Below are 16,531 nucleotides of genomic sequence, written 5' to 3' on the forward strand. Positions count from 1 at the left end.
CGGCTTTCGCCGGGGTGACAGCAAAGGTTGGCGTGACGGTCAGGGCTTCCTTGCAATCAGCAATGTCGTCGTCTGTGTGAAGACCGTTTCGTCGTTCTGGTTCATCAGAATATGGCGGTTCTTCACCACGCCGCGATCGGGCTTTGACGATGAGGGTTTCGTCTCGATGCATTCGATGACGAGGCACAGCCTGTCGCCGAGCTTTGCGGCTTTGTGGAAGCGCACTTCGTCATAACCCAATGCACCGATGACAGCGGTTTCTTCGGGCAGGCGCGCGGCGAGCCAGAGCACGACGGCCTGCACATGCGTGCCGCAAGCTGTCAGCGTGCCGTAAACGGATTTCGCGGCGGCGGCGCGGTCGATGTGAAAGGGCTGCGGGTCCCATTTTTTGGCGAAGGAGGTGATTTCGTCTTCGCTCATTTCATAGACGGCGTCGATGTCGTGGCGCTCGCCGAGTTTAAAATCGTCGAAGTGGCGCATGGGCTTCCTTTCCGCATTTATACTCAATGTCACCCCGGCCTTGTGCCGGGGTCCAGTGGCGGCTGGTTCAGAGCGCGCGGCTCTGGATCCCGGGACAAGCCCGGGATGACAGTCTTTATTTGTAGATGAGCATATCAAACAAAAAGGCCCGCCGTTTCCGGCGGGCCTTTCCGCATTCAAGTGTTCGGATCAAGCAAATTCAAAGAGACCCGCTGCGCCCATGCCGCCACCGATGCACATGGTGACGACGCCATATTTCAGCTTCTGGCCGGCGGCCTTGCGGCGCTTGGCTTCGAGCAGAATGTGGCCCGTGCAACGCGTGCCGGTCATGCCGAAGGGGTGACCGATGGCGATGGAGCCGCCATTGACGTTGTACTTCTCGGGGTCGATGCCGAGGCGGTCGCGGCTGTAGAGGCACTGGCTCGCGAAGGCTTCGTTCAGCTCCCAAAGGTCGATGTCCTGAACCTTCAGACCATGACGCTCAAGAAGACGCGGCACGGCGAAGACCGGGCCGATGCCCATTTCGTCAGGCTCGCAACCGGCGACAGCGAAACCACGGAACACGCCGAGGATTTCATTGCCGCGCTTTTCGGCTTCCTTGCGTTCCATCATGACGACGGCGGCTGCACCATCGGAAAGCTGCGAGGCGTTGCCTGCGGTGACGAAGTTGCCTTCGCCGCGCACGGGCTTCAGCGAGGCGAGGCCTTCGATGGTCGTGTCCGCACGGTTGCACTCGTCGCGATCGACTGTGTAGTCGACGATCGACTCTTCCTTCGTTTCCTTGTTGACCGTCTTCATCTTGGTTTTCATCGGAACGATTTCATCCGCGAACTTGCCGGCGGCCTGAGCGGCTGCGATCAGCTTCTGGCTGCGGAGCGAGTATTCGTCCTGATATTCGCGGCTGACGTTGTAGCGCTTGGCGACAATATCGGCGGTCTCGATCATCGGCATCCAGAGCGCCGGATAGGTCGAGAGCAGCTTCTCTTCCGTGATGTTCTTGATGTTGGTGCCAGCCATGGAGACGAGCGAGATCGACTCGACGCCCGCGCCAACCATGATCGGCACGCCTTCATTGACGATGCGGCCCGCCGCGATGGCGATGGAGTTGAGGCCCGAGGAGCAGAAGCGGTTCAGCGTCGTGCCCGAGGTCGTGACGGGGCAACCGGCCCAGATCGCCGCGAGACGGCCGGTGTTCATGCCGGTCGCACCTTCGGGATTGCCGCAACCCATGATGACGTCTTCGACTTCACCCGGCTCGATCTTGGCGCGCGCAATGGCGTGCTGGATCGCGTGGCCGCCCATGGCCGCGCCGTGCGTGTTGTTGAAGCCGCCGCGGCCTGCCTTGGCAAGACCGGTACGGGCCGTGGATACGATAACTGCTTCTCTCGACATGGAAGTCCTCCAGGGAGTTTGCGATTTCTGGCTGATCCGGGAGCTTTACGCTCGCTTCTTGTGGCCCGGACTGGCCGCGTTGGGCGCACCTTAACCGCCCGGAGCCGCCTTCGGAAGGGCGAATCTCCAAGCCTCCGCTGCGTTTGCGACAGGGGGATTGATCAGGAATGGACAGGCCTCGCCCGCCCCGCATGGCCCGCGCCCTCGCCAAAGCCTGCTTTTGACCCTTTCCCGGCGCGGCCGGGCGCATTAGACAAGGGGCACCCTGCCCCCCTCCAGTTTCCCAGAGTACGCGTCATGGATCATCAGACCTTCCCGCAAGGCTTCACCCCCATTCAGACCAAGGGCTTCGGCGGCTTTGCCGGGCCGGTCCTGCGCGGCGAGAAGGCCGGAGCGGACCTCTTTCTTTTCGACATTGCCCAGCAGCATCTCAACGGCGACGACCGCTTGCATGGCGGCATGATGATGGGCCTTGTCTCGATCGTCATGGGCGAGGTGGCGGCCTCCGCGGCGGCAGCGGCAAATAATGGCGCCTCCACGCGGCCGCTTTCGGTCAATTGCGACTTCGTCAGCGCGGGCGAGGCGGGCGAGCGCGTGGAAGGCCGCGCGCATGTCACGCGGGCGACGCGCAGCGTGCTCTTCATTACCGGCGAATTGCGCGTCGGCGCGCGCATCCTGATGACGGCAACCGGCGTTTACGCGGTTAAAACGGCGGAGCGCCCATGACCGAAGCGCGCGACGCTACACGGCCGCCGCGTATTCCGCTCGCCTCACCGGTCGAGGTGGCGGCGCCGGAAGGCTTTCAGGCCGTCGAGCTTTTCGATCCTTTCGAAGCCCATATGGGGCCGCTTTTCGAACGGGCCGAGGCGGATGGATCGCGCGTCACCGCGTTTCGCGCCGACGAACGGCATGTGCGCGCGGACGGCACGGTGCATGAAGGCATGATGATGACCTTTGCCGATGCGTTCATGGGCGGCGCGGCATGGCGCGGCTCGGGCGGCAAGCCTTGCGTCACGCTCAGCATGCAAACGAGCTATCTGGACGATGTGCAACTTGGCGAAGTGGTCGAATGCCGCGCCAGGGTGGAGCACAAGACGCGGGCGATCATATTCGTCTCCGCCAATTTTTCGGTCGGCGCAAAGCCCGTAATGACCGCGACAAGCTTGTGGAAAGTGCTCGGCGAGCGCTAGGCTTCCCTCACAGAAATCAGAGGGAGGAGATGCAGATGACAGCACCATTCACAGGCGGATGCCTTTGCGGCGCGGTGCGCTACGAGGTGAGTTCCGAACCTGTCGCTTTCGCCCTTTGCCATTGCCGCGACTGCCAATATGTCTCGGGCGGCGAGCCCGCCTCGGTCGTTGTTGTGCCGCGCGATGCGCTGAAGGTCACCAAGGGCGAGACCAAGGGCTACACATCGCAAGGCGACAGCGGCAAGCATGTGACTCGGCAGTTTTGCGCCAATTGCGGAACGCCGATGTTCAGCGATGTGGAAGCCAATCCCGGCATCTGGGTCGTCAAGGCAGGCACGCTGGACGATCCGAGCTGGCTGAAGCCGGGCCTCGTCTTCTATACCTCGTCGGCACAGCCCTGGGCGCATATGCCGGAAGGCTTGCCGCAATTTGCGAAGGCTGCGGGATAACGCCACCCTCTTTATGTCATCCCGGCCTTGTGCCGGGATGACATTTAGAAAATCTTCTCAGAGCGCGTCGTCGAGCGGCAGAAGATCGTCGAAGTCGGGGTCGCGCTTTTCCGATTTTGCCTTGAAGCTTTCCATCATGTCGTGCGGCTGAAACATGCCAGTCTGCCAGATGGCAATCTGGCGAAGACCATCGGCAATCGAGTGGTCGCGCGCGTAGTTGATCATTTCCTTTGAGCCGTGAACGGCGAGCGGCGAGCGGGCCGCGATCTCGCGCGCAATGCCCATCACCGCTTTCAGCATGTCTTCCTGCGTATCAAAGACGGCGTTGACGAAGCCGCAGGATTTCGCTTCCTCGGCAAAGAGGCGGCGGCCCGTATAGGACAATTCGCGCACGAGGCCCTGCGGCATCAGATGCGGCAAGCGCGGAAAGGTGCCGACGTCGGCCGTCATGCCGATGTTGATTTCCTGAATGCAGAAGAACGCATCCTTGGTCGCATAGCGCATGTCGCAGGCGGAGGCGAAATCGACGCCGCCGCCGATGCAGCCGCCCTGCACCGCCATCAGCACAGGCACGCGCGCTTCATCGAGGCAGCCGAAGGTTTTCTGGAGGCGGAGAATGTTCTTCATCAGATTCGCGCGCAGGCGGCCCGTCTCCTTGCCCTCCTGGCTTTTGCCCGAAGTGAAAACGGAGAGATCCATGCCCGCCGTGAAATGCTTGCCGGTCGAGGAGACGACGATGACGCGGGCGAGCGCATTGTCGTCGATCTCGCGGACGATCTCAGGCAACTCGCGCCAGAAGGCCCGGTTCATCGCGTTGAACTGGTCCGGGCGGTTCAGGGTGATATGCGCGATCTTGTTTGCAATCTCGACGGTGAAGCACTCGTAAGTGCGCTCATCGAGGCGCTTCGTTGACGCTGCGGTCATCTCATATTCCTCCCGGAAGCTGGTTCTTTTAACGAAACATATCACGCTTGCAGAGGCCGGACATTCCGGCTTTGCTATGCGCCAACACGTAAAAACGACGACAAAGGGAGGCTTTCATGGCCATCGACTACGATAAACTCATGGCTTCGAAATCGACGGGCCAGGAATTCACCTATACCGACCGCGAGACGATGCTCTATGCGCTCGGCATCGGCTTTGGCCGCGATCCGATGAACACGAAGGAACTGCCCTTCGTGTATGAAAAAAATCTCAAGACCATTCCGACCATGTCGAGCGTCATCGCCTGGGGCGCTGGCGGGATGCGCGACAGCGGCATCAACTATCTGATGGTCGTGCATGGCGAGCAGAAGCTGACCATGCACAAGCCGCTGCCCATAGCGACGACGATCAGCGTCGACAGCCGCGTCGTCGGCGTGTGGGACAAGGGCAAGGACAAGGGTGCGATCCTCGTTTCCGAAACGGTGATCACCGACAAGAAAAGCGGCGACAAGCTTTGCACCATGCAGGGCACGACATTCGCACGCGGCGATGGCGGCTTTGGCGGCCCGCGCGAGGGCGCGCCGGAACCGCACAAGATGCCGGAGCGCGCTGCCGATCTCACGGTCGAGGTCGATACGCGGCCTGATCAGGCATTGCTCTATCGCCTGTCGGGCGACCGCAACCCGCTTCACTCCGATCCCGATATTGCGAAGGCGGCGGGATTTCCCCGACCCATCCTGCACGGGCTCTGCACTTACGGCTCGTGCTGCCGCGCGATCATCTCATCGCCGGTCGTCGATTACGATCCGACGAAGATTACGGGCTTTGACGTGCGCTTCTCCTCGCCCGTTTTCCCCGGCGAGACGATTGCCGTCGATATCTGGAAGGACGGTAACATCGCGTCGTTCCGCGCCCGCGTGAAGGAACGCGACGTTGTCGTCATCAACAATGGCAAGTGCACGCTCAGCGCATAATCAGGAACGGGCGCCGGACTGTTTCATGTCCGGCGCCTCCTTTGGGCCAGAGAAGTGGGGGAGACAATGAACAAGCGACTGCAAGGACTGTTGATTGCGAACGGCGCGCTGGTGCTGCTCGCGGGATATGCGGCGGGCTTTCCATATGGCTCGATGGTGACGGCGGAGATCTCCGGCATAGCGTCGGGCATCCCCGGCGACATTCGCGGCTGGCATATGGCGCATCTCGAAGGTGTGCTGAACGGCATGCTGCTGATCGCGGCAGCGGCGGCGGCGGGCCAGATCGCCATGAACGACAGGCTGCAAAAGGTCATCTTCTGGGGGCTCGTCATTGCAGGCTGGACCAATGTCGTCGCCTCGACGCTTTCGCCGCTGACGGGCGGACGCGGCACGGGCGCGACTGGACTCGACTGGAACACGTTCAATTTCGTGGTCTTCCTTGTCGGCATTGTCGGGGCGGTTGCGGCGGCGATTGCGCTGCTTATGGCCGGACTTCGCGCACGAAAAGGCGCCTGATCCCCGCCTGATCGCTGGTTTCTGGCAGAATTTGCTTCTTCTTTGGCGTTTCTGCCAGACGCGGCCGCCGCTAGTCTTGGCGCCATGAACAGGACCAGCCACAGCCCCCGCCGCGTGATGATGCTCGGTTACGACGAGGCGCAGATTCTCGACGTGACCGGGCCGCTGCAAATCTTCGCCTCGGTGCTCCTGCCGGACGGCACCCCCGCCTATTCAATCGAACTCGTCGCGCCCAGGGCCGGGCCAGTGCGCACAACCAGCGGGCTCGCGCTCGTTGCCGCCCGAGGCATAGCCGATATCACATCAAGCGACCTTGCGGGCGTGGACACGTTTCTCGTCTCCGGCGGCATGGGTAGCCGCGATCTCGCGCATGACGCGGCATCTCTTTCATTTATTCGCGAAGCCTCCGGACGCGCGCGACGTACCGCATCGATCTGCACCGGCGCCCTGCTCCTTGCCGCCGCCGGGCTTCTCGACGGCAAGCGCGCCACCACGCATTGGGCTTTCGCAGCAAAACTCCGTCGCGACTTTCCATTGATCGAGGTCGATGAGGACGCGATCTATGTCCGCGCCGGGAACCTATGGACATCGGCAGGCGTGACGGCAGGCATGGATCTCGCGCTTGCGCTCGTCGAGGAAGACCTTGGCCGTGAAATAGCGCTGACGATTGCGCGGCATCATGTGATGTATCTGATGCGTCCGGGCGGGCAGTCGCAATTCTCTGCCCAGCTTGCCGCGCAGGCCATCGAAGACGAGCGCATCGCGCGGGTCTGCGTCTATATCATCGAAAACCCGCGCGCCGATCTTTCGGTGCCGCACCTTGCCGAACAAGCACGCATGAGCGAGCGCAATTTCGCGCGGCGTTTTTCAGAAGCCGCCGCCATGACGCCTGCCCTCTTTGTCGAACGCGCGCGGCTCGACGAAGCGCGGCGGCGGCTGACCGAAGGCGCGTTGCCGCTCGAGACCATTGCCTATGATGCGGGTTTTGGCGTTGCCGAGCGCATGCGCCGCGCCTTCATCCGCCATCTCGGCGTAACGCCGCATCGCTACCGCGAACGCTTTCAGACCGCGCGCCGCACACCTGCCGCAGCAACATCCTTTCAGGAGAGACCTCATGTCCCGTGAACGCACCATCGGCATTCTCATTTTCGACGACGCAGAGGAACTCGACTTCGTCGGACCTTATGAAGTCTTCACCATGTCGAACGAGATGTTCGCGCGCTCCGAAAACACGCGGCCCGACAAGGTGCTGCTGATTTCCGAGAATGGGCAGACCGTTACATGCGCCAAGGGCATGCGCGTGGAAGCCCATTGCAGCATCGCCGATGCGCCGAAGCTCGATGTGCTGTTGGTGCCGGGCGGCATGGGCACGCGGCGCGAAGTGAAGAATACGGCGCTGCTTGGCTGGATCGCCAAAGTCGCCGGGACTTGCGAATGGGTGACGAGCGTCTGCACCGGCGCGATGCTGCTCACAGCGGCCGGTCCCGCAAGAGGAAAGCGCGTCACGACGCATTGGGCCTTTTTGCAAACGCTGCGCGAACGCGGCGAGGCGGCCGAAGTGCTGGAAAAGATACGCTATGTGCGCGACGGAAATGTCGTGACGTCTGCCGGCGTTTCAGCGGGCATCGACATGGCGCTATGGCTGACCGGGCAGATGCATGGCGAAGATCACGCGCGGTTTACGCAACTCGGCATGCAATATGATCCCGCCCCGCCCTATGCCGCCGCTGTTTGAGACCTGACGAAAAGCAACCGCTAGGCTTTCCCAAGAGGAAACTGCTTCACCTCGCGCCAGACCGCATCCTGATGCTTGTGAAAAAGCGTGGCGGCTGTCACGCGGGCGCGAAGCGGAAGATGCGCCTTGGCCTCGCCCATGAATTCGCGCTCGATGCGATCGAGGTCCGCCACGGTCGCATTGCGCGTTTTCAGATTTGCGACGGTGAGATGCGGCACGGTGTCAGGATGGGCGCCCGCATAAGGCAGGTGTTCGGGAAAGGCCAATCCCAGCGCGCGCACCAGCGACACAATGGGCGCAGGATTTTGTGGCGCAAGCCAGAGCACCGAGGTTACGGGAAAGCGGCGCGTCTCATGAAAATGCAGATCGAAAGGCGCGCTTTGCGCAAATAAATATGTGAGCGAGGCTTCAGCCTCCTCGTCGATCTCTTCCCTGGCGCGGAAGGGATAGACCAGCGTCACATGGGCGGGCATGCCCTCGGCGGCAGAGGGGTCATGCAGCGTCCGCCATCGCGATACGACATGTTCCACTTCAGGAATTCGCAACACCAGAGCCGTGTTCATATCTGTCGCCTCCTTTCTCACAGATATTAGACGAATGCGCCGAAATCCGGTCTACTTTAGGGCAAAAGAAAACCCCGGAGGCTCTTTCATGACGGCGAAGAACCCGCTCGACCCTGCCCTGTTTCGCCCTGAGGCGATTTCCGAAGAAACCCGCACCATCAACGACTTCATCATCAAAGCCTTCGAGGCTGCGCCGGAATGGTGGGATGTCGGCGCCCAGACCGTGCGCGAGGCACGGGCCCGCGGTGAAGGCGGCTTCCCGCTGCCGCCCAAATCGGCAAGGGCGCGCACCATCCATATCGAGGGCAAGGGCGGCGTGAAGGTGCCGCTGCGGATCATCGCACCGGAGAACCCCAAAGGCGTCTATCTGCATATTCACGGCGGCGGCTGGGTGCTCGGCGCTGCCGACCAGCAGGACCCGATGCTCGAGCGGATCGCGGAGAATGCGGGGCTTGCCTGCGTCAGCGTCGAATATCGCCTCGCGCCGGAGCATCCCTATCCTGCGGCCCCGGATGATTGCGAGGCGGCGGCGGTTTGGCTCGTCAAGAATGCGAAGGCTGAATTCGGCACCGATGTACTAACCATCGGCGGCGAAAGTGCGGGCGGTCATCTTTCTGCCGTGACGCTGCTGCGCATGCGCGACCGGCATGGCTATACGGGCTTCAAGGGCGCGAACCTCGTGTTCGGCGCTTTCGACATGACGATGACGCCAAGCCAGAAAGCCTTTGGCGACGAAAGGCTGGTGCTGCGGACCATCGACATTCAGAAATTCGGCGACGCATTTCTGCCCAATGGCGAAGATCGCCGCGATCCCGATATTTCGCCGCTCTATGCCGATCTCAAAGGCATGCCGCCTGCCCTCTTCACCATCGGCACGCGCGACGCGCTGGTCGACGATACGCTCTTCATGCATGGACGCTGGATTGCGGCGGGCAACGAGGCAGAGCTTGGCGTCTATCCCGGCGGGGCGCATGGCTTTGTCGCCTTCCCCGGCGAGATTTCCCGTGCTGCCAATGCGCAAGCCGATGCGTTTCTGCGCCGCGTGACGGGTCAGTCGCCAGCATGACACTCGGTAGCGACGGTTATTTCGAGAGCTTCCGGGGCGCAGTCAATACCTGGGAATGCGACGACAACGGACATATGAACGTGCAGTTCTATGTCGCACGCGCGTCGGATGGCGCGTTTTTCCTGCGGCATGAGCTGGGCCTTTCGCCCAGCGTCATTCGCGACACGCAGCACACCATGATCGCACTGGAGGAGCATTTCCGCTTCCATCGCGAGCTTCATGCGGGCGACATGATGACGATGCGCTCGCGCCTTATCGACATGCGCGAAAAGACGCTTGTGGTTTATCACGAGCTGCTGAATGCGGGCACGGGCGAAACGGCGGCGACCATGGTTGCCGTCAGCGCCTATTTCAACATGAAGACGCGGAAAGTGGAGCCCTGGCCGCAAAGCGCTCTCGAAAAAGGCCGGGCGCTGATCGGGCCGCTGCCGGACCATGCGGCACCGCGCAGCGTTCAGCGCGAGACGCGCCTTGCCGACCTGACGCTTGAGGAAGCGAGCGCGCGGCGCTTCATCGAGATTTATCGCGGGCCCGTCAGCCCCACGCAATGCGATGATTTCGGCCATATGAACACGCAGTTCTATATTTCGCGCTATTCCGACGGCTCGGGCCATTTATGGCAAGGGATCGGGCTGGAACGAAAGAAGATGCTGGCCGCACGACGCGGAAGCGTGGTGCTGGAACAGAGGCTCAATTATGTACGTGAGGTTCTTTCCGGCGATATTCTGATCATCAAGAGCGCGCTTGTCGAAGTGGGGGCGAAGACGATCCGCATTTGCCACTTCATGTTCAATGCGGAAACCGGGCTTCTCGCGGCGACGAGCGAAGTGACGGCGATCCAGCTCGATCTCGATACGCGTCGCGCGACAAGCTATTCCGATGAAGTGCGCGAGAAATTTTCCACTCAGGTGCGCTCCGTTGCCAAGGTTGCGCCATGAGCGGGATGATCGACACGTTTCGCGGCTATGTCTCGATGCAGGAATGCGACGAGATGGGGCACATGAACATTCAGCACTATATCGGCAAGACGTCCGATGCCTCGTTTCATTTCCGCAATGCGCTCGGGCTTCCCGCGTCGCAGCAGGCAGTGAGCGGCAAGGGCTATGTCGCACTTGAGCATCACATCCGCTTTCATCGCGAGTTGAAGACAAGCGACCTTGTGTCGATCCGCTCCGGCGTCGTCGAGATGCGCGACAAGACGCTGGTGAAATTTCAGGAAATGCGCGAGGTGCTGGACGACCGGCTTGCGGCCACCTTCGTCGTCAATGTCGGCTGCCTCGATCTCGCCACGCGCAGGCTGACGCCGTGGCCTGCGGAGACGCGAGCGAAGGCAGAGGCGCTGATGACCGCGCTTCCCGACTATGCAACGCCGCGCGGGCTTCACCGCGAAACCATCGATCGCGATGTCTCCCTTGCCCGCGCCGATGCAGCGGGAATGATCGAAAGCAATCGCTCGGCCGTGAACCCGTGGGAATGCGACACGAACGGGCATATGAATGCACGCTTCATCATGTCGCGCTTTTCGGATGCGCAGGGACATATGTGGGCGCATGCGGGGCTTGGCCGTCATCAACAGGCGGCAGCGGGGCTTGCGACCGCAACGGTCGAGATGCGGCTTGTCTATTTGCGCGAGCTTATGGCCGGCGAAACGCTTGTTGTACGAACCGGCCTTGTCGAGGCGAGTGCGAAGACGTTGCGCTATCGCCATTGGCTCTTCAACGCCGAGACGGGCGAGCCTGCCTGCGCGGCGGAAGGACTTGGCCTCCTCTTCGACAAGGAAAGCCGCAAAGCCGTCACCATTCCCAACGCCGTCGCAAAGAGATTTGCGCGCGTCTGATATCACCCGACATTCCCACATCGAGTTTGAGGACCACATGGCAGAAATGATCGACGTCGCACGCTCCAGTGTGCAGACATGGCAGGCCGACCAGATGGGGCACATGAATGTGCAGTTCTATCTGGATCAGGCGACGCAGGGACTTGCGGCGCTTGGCGTGCATCTGGGCCTCGGCCCGCGCTTCATCGACGCCGAGCGGGCGCGCCTGATTGCGCGCGATCATCACGTGCGGTTTCTGCGCGAGCAGCGGCCCGGTGCGCCCTTCACCATTCGCGCAGGCATTCTGGCAGTGCAGGATTTCAGCCTGCGCGTCTATCTGGAAATGTGGAACACAGTGTCGGGTGAGGTCGCGGCAACTTTCGCTGCCGATGTCGAATTGATGGACGAGGACAGCCGCGAAACGAAACCGCTCCCCGCCCGCGCAAAGGCGGCGGCAAAAGCGCTTCTGATCGATCTGCCTGCGCATGGCAGCCCACGGGGCTTGCAAATCTATCCGCCGCGCGAAGCACCGACGCTCGCAGAGGCCGAAGCCATGAAGCTCGTCTTCACATGGCAGGGCGAAATCCAGACCACGCAATGCGACGCGCAGGGATTTCTCGTCACACGGCATTTCATGGGCATCGTCTCGGATTCAATTCCGAACCTGCTCGGCCAGACGCGCGGCGACGACCGTTCGCAAAACTCGAAAGTCGGCGGCGCGGCGCTCGAATATAGGTTCCGCTATCACGCCTATCCGAAGGCGGGCGACGTGCTGACGTTGCGAAGCGGGCTGAAGGAAGTCGGGCCGAAGACATATACCTGGTGTCACTGGCTCTTCGATCTGGAAACGGGCAAGTCGGTCGGCACGGCGGAAGCCGTCGCCATCGCACTCGATCTCGAAACGCGCAAGGCCATTCCGATTCCCGAAGAGATGCGGATGCGCCTTGAAGGGCTGGTAGCGCCGGGCCTGGGTGTTTGAGAGCGCCTTGTCTTTCCAGCCTTCTCCCCTTCGGGGGAGAGGGTTAGGCGAGAGGCCTTTGCTGCAAGCGTCGCGCCTTGATGACGAAGCCGCGCTCGCCTGCGATACGCTGGATCGTCTTCATGCCGCGCACGAGCGGATAGAGACGCTCCATATCCTGCGCCGCGCGGGCGACCGCAGTGGCGGCGCGCGTGTCGTTATAGAGCGCCAATAGTTCCGCATCGCTCATGGCGTGGAGCGCCGCTTCCTTGGCCTCGCGATCGGGATCGGATTCGTGGAAGGTCAGAGGCAAGACGGGCTCGAGTTTGTGACACCGGGGTCTCAAGGCTATCCTCATTCAGGAACGAGGGAAACGGCATGTCAGACTTTCTGGATACTGAACTCAACGAGGCCGAGCACGAAATATTGGCCCGCGCCGGCGCCTTTCGCCGCGAAGTCGTCGCGCCGGGTGCGGCCGCTTGGGAGCGCGGCGAAAGCCCGCTCGAAGCTTTGCGCGCGGCAGCCGCGATGGATCTTCTGCGCCTCGAAGTGCCGGAGCCGCTGGGAGGACTCGGGCATCGGTATTTGTTGAAGCTCGCCATTGCCGAGGATATGTCGCAGGCGGATATGGGTTTCACCTTCGCGATGATCAACACGCATAATGTCGCCGCGCGGCTGGCGCAGGCGCCATTGACGGCGCAGCGCAAGACGCAGATCGCCCAGTTGATGAAGGCCGAAATATTCGGCGCCACGGCGCTGAGCGAACCCGGCGCAGGCAGCGACTTTGCAGCGATCAAAACGCGGGCGGAAAAAGTCGATGGCGGCTGGCGGCTCAGCGGCGAAAAAGGCTGGATCACCAATGCAACGATTGCCGATCTTTTCGTGACATATGCGCAAACGGACCCTGCTGCGGGCTGGCGCGGGATTGCCTGTTTTCTCGTCGATGCGCAGCGCGACGGATTCCGGCGCGGCGATGTCTATCCGCTGATGGGCGGCCGCGCCATCGGCGCAGGCGGCTTCACGCTCGACGGGTATATCGCGCCCGATGACGACATGCTCAGCGCGCCGGGCGAGGCGTTCAAGCTCGCAATGAAAAGCGTCAATGGAGCACGGGTCTATGTGGCGGCGATGTGCGCCGGCATGATCGCGGGAAGCCTGGAGACCGCGCTTGCCTATGCCGCAAAGCGCCAGACATTCGGCAAGTCATTGATCGAGCATCAGGGCATCCGCTGGTCGCTTGGCAATGTCGCAACCGATCTTGAGGCTCTGCGCGCGCTAACCGCGAAGGCCGGACGCTTGATTGATGCGGGCGACGACGCCGTGATGCTGGCGGCGCATGCGAAAGAATTTGCAGGCAGAGTGACGCTCTCGCGTATCGGCGACTGCATGCAGGCGATGGGCGCGGCGGGCTTGCGCGATGAACATGGCCTCGGGCGTCACCTCGCCTGCGCCAAGATCGCCGCCTATACGGATGGCTCGACCGAGATCATGCGCGAGCGCATCGGCGCTGGCCTTGTGGCGACTTACGGGCCATCGGCCTAGGTCGTGAGGCGCGCATCCAGCGCAAGGATTTCGCGACGAATGACGTCAGGGAATTCCATCGGAATGAAATGCGATGCCTGGCCCAAGCGAAGCAGCGTCGCTTTCGGATCGCGCTGGCCGAGAAGCTGCGGCGCGGGCGAACGGCAGGTCGAATCCCGGCCCGCATAGATCAGGGTCAGCGGCACTTTGAGTTTTCCAAGCGCCTCCCAGACATTGTGGCCCTGAGCGCGGAAATTCGCCGCTTCCCATGCGGGCGCGCAGGCTAGCTCTATCTGCCCGTCGTTGCGGTGCTTCGTGCCACCTTCAACATAGTCGGCAATCATTTCGTCCGGCCATGTGCGAAACGCGCCACGGCCCTTATAGGCGCCAGCCATTGTCGCGCGGTCGGAGAAGATTGCGCGGCGGCGCTCCGCACCATCGGCAAGCGACATGGGCCCGCCCTTGCGACCCAGCAAACGATAAAACTGCATGGCCAATCTGGCAAAACGCGGCACCATCACCGGATCGACAAGCACAAGGCCACGCACGAGATCGGGGCGCTCGGCCGCGACCATCAGGCTCGTCGTGCCGCCCATCGAATGGCCGCCCAGCAGCACGGGGCCGCCTGCATCTTCAGCAAATCTTTCGACGACGCGAATGAGGTCGTCGCGAAAGACATACCAGTTCTTGTGCGTCGTCGGATCGGCGGGCAGGCTCGTGAAGCCGTGACCGCGTGCATCCCATGCACGAATATGAAAGCGCGTGGCAAGCGGCGACAACAGGTGACGATAGGTCATCGCGTTGAAGCCATTGGCATGAGCAAAGTGAAGCGCGGGCTGCGGGCCCTCACCCTTCCACTCAAGAAAAGACACAGCACCGCCTTCCAGCGCCAGCTCGTGTCGCGTCGGGATCACATCGTTTATTCTCAAACTCACATTGACGGCGCTCAAACGAGTAAACCTTTCTTCGACAGCCAACCGGAAACAATCGCGACGGCTTCCGCCATCTTGTCGGGCTGACCGATATAGTAATGCGTCGCGCCCTTCACCTCGTGAAATTCTTTGCCCGAGTGTTTTACACCAGCGAACAGGCGCGCGGCATGGGAGGGCGTGCAAGCATCATCGGCGCTGTTCTGAACGACCAATACGGGCACGGAAATATCGCCCGCGCATTTCGGCCCGTCAGCGCGGCTTTCCTTATAGGACCATTGCGACAGCCATGCACGAAGCGAGCAGAAGCGCGCAAGGCCAGCGGGCATCATATTGACGATTTTCGGTTCGCCCATGAAGCACCAGTTGGGCCCCTTGCGGTCATTCGGCTCGATCGATGGGTCCATCCAGCGCGGATCGGCCATGGTGCCGTGGACCACGAAGCCGAACTCCTCATTATTGCGACCCTGACGTTTCAGGTCGTTGAGCTTTTCCTTCACCCAGTTGTCGATCTTTTCCGAGCGCGCGATCTGGGCGGCGCGGAAATGCGCGACATAGTCGTCGGTGAATTTCGGCTGGTTGGGATTTTTCGGATCGTAGAGGTCAAGCTCGACGATGCGATCATCGGGGTCCATCTCGTTCCTGATCGACGGGTCGAGCCATTCGGTGAGCGTTATCGCACGGCTGACATGGGCCGCGAGTTGCAGAACCGCATCGGCCTTGGGCAGCTTCGCACCGACGACATCGACAGCATCGCCTGCGGGCGTCGCCGTGATCCATGGCTTCTCAGCCTGCGACTGATAGAACATCGAGAGCGAACCGCCACCGGACCACCCGGCAAGGATCACCTTTTCGAAGCCGAGTTTTTCCTTCGCATAGCGGATGTAGTGACCGAGATCGAGGATCACTTTTTCCATGATGAGCGCGCTGTCATTGTGCGGATAGCGGCTGGCGCAGGTGAGACAGGGAATGCCTGCAGCAGCGAGCGCATTGGGCATCGGCAGCAGGTTCATCGTTCCCGTCGGATGCATGAAGACGAGAACCGTTTTCGAGGTCGAGCCCTTGGGCTTCAGAAACTGGCCCTCCACCACGATCTGGTCGAGCGCGCCCGCATAGGTTTCCTTGAAGGCCGCCTTTTCCTGCCAATGAAGATGAAACGGGATGCGTTCGACTTCGTATTTCGCACCGCTCATTATTGGGCCACCTTCTTGAAATCGGGCTTGCGCTTGTTGAGGAAGGCGTCGACGGCTTCGTGATGCTCGGGCGTCGTCCAGCATTCCTTCAGCGCATCGGTTTCAAGTTTCTGGGCGCGGCTCAGATCGGTCGTGCAGGCATTTTCGGTGAGCAAGACCTTGGTCATGCGGAGCTGGCGCGCCGGATTTTCAGCGATGAGATTTGCGATCTCGAAAGCCTTGTCGAGAAGCTCCGCCTGCGGCACGACATATTCGCAAAGGCCTTTCGCCTTCGCTTCGGTGGCGGGGTAAAGACGCCCTGTCAGCATCATTTCGCTCGCCTGTCCCCAACCCATGCGGCTGACGAGGAAATGCGAGGAGGCAAGCTCCGGTACGATGCCCATCTTGACGAAGACGAGGCCGAATTTCGCTTCTTCCGCCGCGACGATGATGTCGAATGGCAGGATCATGGTCACGCCGATGCCGACGGCGACACCGTTGACGGCGGCGATGAGCGGCTTCGATGAGCGCGTGAGCTTGATCCAATCGACATTGGCGGGCATGCCGCCCGAGCCGCCCGCCGTGTTCTCGCCCGGATCGCGCCCATCGACGCGCGTCTTGAATACCGCATCGACGTCCGCGCCCGCGCAGAAGCCGCGCCCCTGCCCGGTCATCACGATGGCGCCCACGTCGCGGTCGGCATTGGCCGCTTCAATCGCATGGGCGAGTTCGCCCGCCATTTGCGGCGTCCAGGCATTGAGCTTGTCCGGACGATTGAGCGTCAGCAACGTCACCGCGCCGCGTTTTTCGACGATGATTTGTTCATAGCGCATGGAACCCTCCCCA

The 16,531-nt window shown here is 61.7% G+C and carries 20 protein-coding genes; 12 read left to right on the forward strand and 8 right to left on the reverse strand.

Annotation, left to right across the window (positions count from 1 at the left end; all coding sequences use genetic code 11):
* Window positions 1-39: 39 nt before the first annotated feature.
* Window positions 40-480, reverse strand: a complete 441-nt coding sequence (locus WA943_RS06995) for a MaoC/PaaZ C-terminal domain-containing protein (RefSeq protein ID WP_424469142.1) — start codon at window positions 478-480, stop codon at window positions 40-42.
* Window positions 481-669: 189 nt separating this feature from the next.
* Window positions 670-1,872: an acetyl-CoA C-acyltransferase gene (locus WA943_RS07000; RefSeq protein WP_424469143.1), complete on the reverse strand. Its 1,203-nt coding sequence runs from the start codon at window positions 1,870-1,872 to the stop codon at window positions 670-672.
* A gap of 297 nt (window positions 1,873-2,169) precedes the next feature.
* On the opposite strand from WA943_RS07000, the gene WA943_RS07005 reads away from it, so the two are divergent.
* Genes WA943_RS07005 through WA943_RS07015 form a run of 3 tightly spaced genes read left to right on the forward strand, consistent with a single transcriptional unit; the run spans window position 2,170 to window position 3,511 of the window.
* Window positions 2,170-2,598 carry a PaaI family thioesterase gene (locus tag WA943_RS07005; RefSeq protein ID WP_424469144.1) on the forward strand — a complete coding sequence of 143 codons (429 nt, stop codon included), beginning with the start codon at window positions 2,170-2,172 and terminating at the stop codon, window positions 2,596-2,598.
* A complete protein-coding gene (locus WA943_RS07010; protein WP_424469145.1) occupies window positions 2,595-3,062 on the forward strand; it encodes a PaaI family thioesterase in 468 nt (155 codons plus the stop codon). Before WA943_RS07005 ends, WA943_RS07010 begins: the two co-directional genes overlap by 4 nt.
* A 35-nt stretch (window positions 3,063-3,097) precedes the next feature.
* Window positions 3,098-3,511, forward strand: a complete 414-nt coding sequence (locus WA943_RS07015; RefSeq protein ID WP_424469146.1) for a GFA family protein — start codon at window positions 3,098-3,100, stop codon at window positions 3,509-3,511.
* Between the two features lie 57 nt (window positions 3,512-3,568).
* On the opposite strand, the gene WA943_RS07020 is transcribed toward WA943_RS07015, so the two are convergent.
* Window positions 3,569-4,435, reverse strand: coding sequence for a crotonase/enoyl-CoA hydratase family protein (locus WA943_RS07020; RefSeq protein WP_424469147.1), 867 nt, complete (start codon window positions 4,433-4,435; stop codon window positions 3,569-3,571).
* Window positions 4,436-4,551: 116 nt separating this feature from the next.
* Between WA943_RS07020 and WA943_RS07025 the strand changes: the two genes are divergently transcribed.
* The 4 genes from WA943_RS07025 to WA943_RS07040 all read left to right on the forward strand — a co-directional run bounded on the left by WA943_RS07025 (window position 4,552) and on the right by WA943_RS07040 (window position 7,660).
* Window positions 4,552-5,409: a MaoC/PaaZ C-terminal domain-containing protein gene (locus WA943_RS07025; RefSeq protein WP_424469148.1), complete on the forward strand. Its 858-nt coding sequence runs from the start codon at window positions 4,552-4,554 to the stop codon at window positions 5,407-5,409.
* Between the two features lie 66 nt (window positions 5,410-5,475).
* On the forward strand, window positions 5,476-5,925 hold the full coding sequence (locus WA943_RS07030; RefSeq protein WP_424469149.1) for a hypothetical protein: 450 nt from the start codon (window positions 5,476-5,478) through the stop codon (window positions 5,923-5,925).
* A gap of 84 nt (window positions 5,926-6,009) precedes the next feature.
* Complete coding sequence (locus tag WA943_RS07035; protein WP_424469150.1) at window positions 6,010-7,050, forward strand: GlxA family transcriptional regulator; 1,041 nt, start codon at window positions 6,010-6,012, stop codon at window positions 7,048-7,050.
* Complete coding sequence (locus WA943_RS07040) at window positions 7,040-7,660, forward strand: DJ-1/PfpI family protein (RefSeq protein ID WP_424469151.1); 621 nt, start codon at window positions 7,040-7,042, stop codon at window positions 7,658-7,660. Before WA943_RS07035 ends, WA943_RS07040 begins: the two co-directional genes overlap by 11 nt.
* Before the next feature lie 20 nt (window positions 7,661-7,680).
* Here the strand turns inward: WA943_RS07040 and WA943_RS07045 are convergent, their stop codons facing one another.
* Window positions 7,681-8,223, reverse strand: a complete 543-nt coding sequence (locus WA943_RS07045) for a 2'-5' RNA ligase family protein (RefSeq protein WP_424469152.1) — start codon at window positions 8,221-8,223, stop codon at window positions 7,681-7,683.
* A gap of 88 nt (window positions 8,224-8,311) precedes the next feature.
* Between WA943_RS07045 and WA943_RS07050 the strand changes: the two genes are divergently transcribed.
* Genes WA943_RS07050 through WA943_RS07065 form a run of 4 tightly spaced genes read left to right on the forward strand, consistent with a single transcriptional unit; the run spans window position 8,312 to window position 12,084 of the window.
* A complete protein-coding gene (locus tag WA943_RS07050; RefSeq protein ID WP_424469153.1) occupies window positions 8,312-9,289 on the forward strand; it encodes an alpha/beta hydrolase in 978 nt (325 codons plus the stop codon).
* Window positions 9,286-10,227, forward strand: a complete 942-nt coding sequence (locus WA943_RS07055; RefSeq protein ID WP_424469154.1) for a thioesterase family protein — start codon at window positions 9,286-9,288, stop codon at window positions 10,225-10,227. Before WA943_RS07050 ends, WA943_RS07055 begins: the two co-directional genes overlap by 4 nt.
* Complete coding sequence (locus WA943_RS07060) at window positions 10,224-11,126, forward strand: acyl-CoA thioesterase (protein ID WP_424469155.1); 903 nt, start codon at window positions 10,224-10,226, stop codon at window positions 11,124-11,126. Before WA943_RS07055 ends, WA943_RS07060 begins: the two co-directional genes overlap by 4 nt.
* Window positions 11,127-11,163: 37 nt before the next feature.
* The gene (locus WA943_RS07065; RefSeq protein ID WP_424469156.1) at window positions 11,164-12,084 is read left to right on the forward strand and encodes an acyl-CoA thioesterase; all 921 of its coding nucleotides are present in this window, start codon (window positions 11,164-11,166) and stop codon (window positions 12,082-12,084) included.
* Window positions 12,085-12,127: 43 nt separating this feature from the next.
* On the opposite strand, the gene WA943_RS07070 is transcribed toward WA943_RS07065, so the two are convergent.
* Complete coding sequence (locus tag WA943_RS07070) at window positions 12,128-12,376, reverse strand: hypothetical protein (protein WP_424469157.1); 249 nt, start codon at window positions 12,374-12,376, stop codon at window positions 12,128-12,130.
* Between the two features lie 65 nt (window positions 12,377-12,441).
* Here WA943_RS07070 and WA943_RS07075 point away from each other — a divergent pair, with 65 nt between their 5' ends.
* Window positions 12,442-13,605 carry an acyl-CoA dehydrogenase family protein gene (locus WA943_RS07075; protein WP_424469158.1) on the forward strand — a complete coding sequence of 388 codons (1,164 nt, stop codon included), beginning with the start codon at window positions 12,442-12,444 and terminating at the stop codon, window positions 13,603-13,605.
* Here WA943_RS07075 and WA943_RS07080 read toward each other — a convergent pair.
* From WA943_RS07080 to WA943_RS07090, 3 genes are read right to left on the reverse strand one after another with little or no spacing between them, the layout of a single operon-like run.
* Entirely contained in the window at window positions 13,602-14,519 is a 918-nt protein-coding gene (locus tag WA943_RS07080; protein WP_424469159.1) for an alpha/beta fold hydrolase, read from the reverse strand. The genes WA943_RS07075 and WA943_RS07080 overlap by 4 nt on opposite strands.
* 11 nt (window positions 14,520-14,530) lie before the next feature.
* Entirely contained in the window at window positions 14,531-15,706 is a 1,176-nt protein-coding gene (locus tag WA943_RS07085) for an alpha/beta hydrolase (protein WP_424469160.1), read from the reverse strand.
* Complete coding sequence (locus WA943_RS07090; protein WP_424469161.1) at window positions 15,706-16,518, reverse strand: enoyl-CoA hydratase/isomerase family protein; 813 nt, start codon at window positions 16,516-16,518, stop codon at window positions 15,706-15,708. The genes WA943_RS07085 and WA943_RS07090 overlap by 1 nt, the downstream gene beginning before the upstream one ends.
* Window positions 16,519-16,531: the final 13 nt, after the last annotated feature.

This window comes from Parvibaculum sp. (assembly GCF_049651025.1).
In the GTDB taxonomy this organism is placed as follows: Bacteria; Pseudomonadota; Alphaproteobacteria; order Parvibaculales; family Parvibaculaceae; genus Parvibaculum.

Excerpts from the sequence above, each read along its gene's own strand:
- WA943_RS06995 (WP_424469142.1), bottom strand. The coding sequence starts at position 480 with ATGCGCCACTTCGACGATTTTAAACTCGGCGAGCGCCACGACATCGAC.
- WA943_RS07000 (WP_424469143.1), bottom strand. The coding sequence starts at position 1,872 with ATGTCGAGAGAAGCAGTTATCGTATCCACGGCCCGTACCGGTCTTGCC.
- WA943_RS07005 (WP_424469144.1), top strand. The coding sequence starts at position 2,170 with ATGGATCATCAGACCTTCCCGCAAGGCTTCACCCCCATTCAGACCAAG.
- WA943_RS07010 (WP_424469145.1), top strand. The coding sequence starts at position 2,595 with ATGACCGAAGCGCGCGACGCTACACGGCCGCCGCGTATTCCGCTCGCC.
- WA943_RS07015 (WP_424469146.1), top strand. The coding sequence starts at position 3,098 with ATGACAGCACCATTCACAGGCGGATGCCTTTGCGGCGCGGTGCGCTAC.
- WA943_RS07020 (WP_424469147.1), bottom strand. The coding sequence starts at position 4,435 with ATGACCGCAGCGTCAACGAAGCGCCTCGATGAGCGCACTTACGAGTGC.
- WA943_RS07025 (WP_424469148.1), top strand. The coding sequence starts at position 4,552 with ATGGCCATCGACTACGATAAACTCATGGCTTCGAAATCGACGGGCCAG.
- WA943_RS07030 (WP_424469149.1), top strand. The coding sequence starts at position 5,476 with ATGAACAAGCGACTGCAAGGACTGTTGATTGCGAACGGCGCGCTGGTG.
- WA943_RS07035 (WP_424469150.1), top strand. The coding sequence starts at position 6,010 with ATGAACAGGACCAGCCACAGCCCCCGCCGCGTGATGATGCTCGGTTAC.
- WA943_RS07040 (WP_424469151.1), top strand. The coding sequence starts at position 7,040 with ATGTCCCGTGAACGCACCATCGGCATTCTCATTTTCGACGACGCAGAG.
- WA943_RS07045 (WP_424469152.1), bottom strand. The coding sequence starts at position 8,223 with ATGAACACGGCTCTGGTGTTGCGAATTCCTGAAGTGGAACATGTCGTA.
- WA943_RS07050 (WP_424469153.1), top strand. The coding sequence starts at position 8,312 with ATGACGGCGAAGAACCCGCTCGACCCTGCCCTGTTTCGCCCTGAGGCG.
- WA943_RS07055 (WP_424469154.1), top strand. The coding sequence starts at position 9,286 with ATGACACTCGGTAGCGACGGTTATTTCGAGAGCTTCCGGGGCGCAGTC.
- WA943_RS07060 (WP_424469155.1), top strand. The coding sequence starts at position 10,224 with ATGAGCGGGATGATCGACACGTTTCGCGGCTATGTCTCGATGCAGGAA.
- WA943_RS07065 (WP_424469156.1), top strand. The coding sequence starts at position 11,164 with ATGGCAGAAATGATCGACGTCGCACGCTCCAGTGTGCAGACATGGCAG.
- WA943_RS07075 (WP_424469158.1), top strand. The coding sequence starts at position 12,442 with ATGTCAGACTTTCTGGATACTGAACTCAACGAGGCCGAGCACGAAATA.
- WA943_RS07085 (WP_424469160.1), bottom strand. The coding sequence starts at position 15,706 with ATGAGCGGTGCGAAATACGAAGTCGAACGCATCCCGTTTCATCTTCAT.
- WA943_RS07090 (WP_424469161.1), bottom strand. The coding sequence starts at position 16,518 with ATGCGCTATGAACAAATCATCGTCGAAAAACGCGGCGCGGTGACGTTG.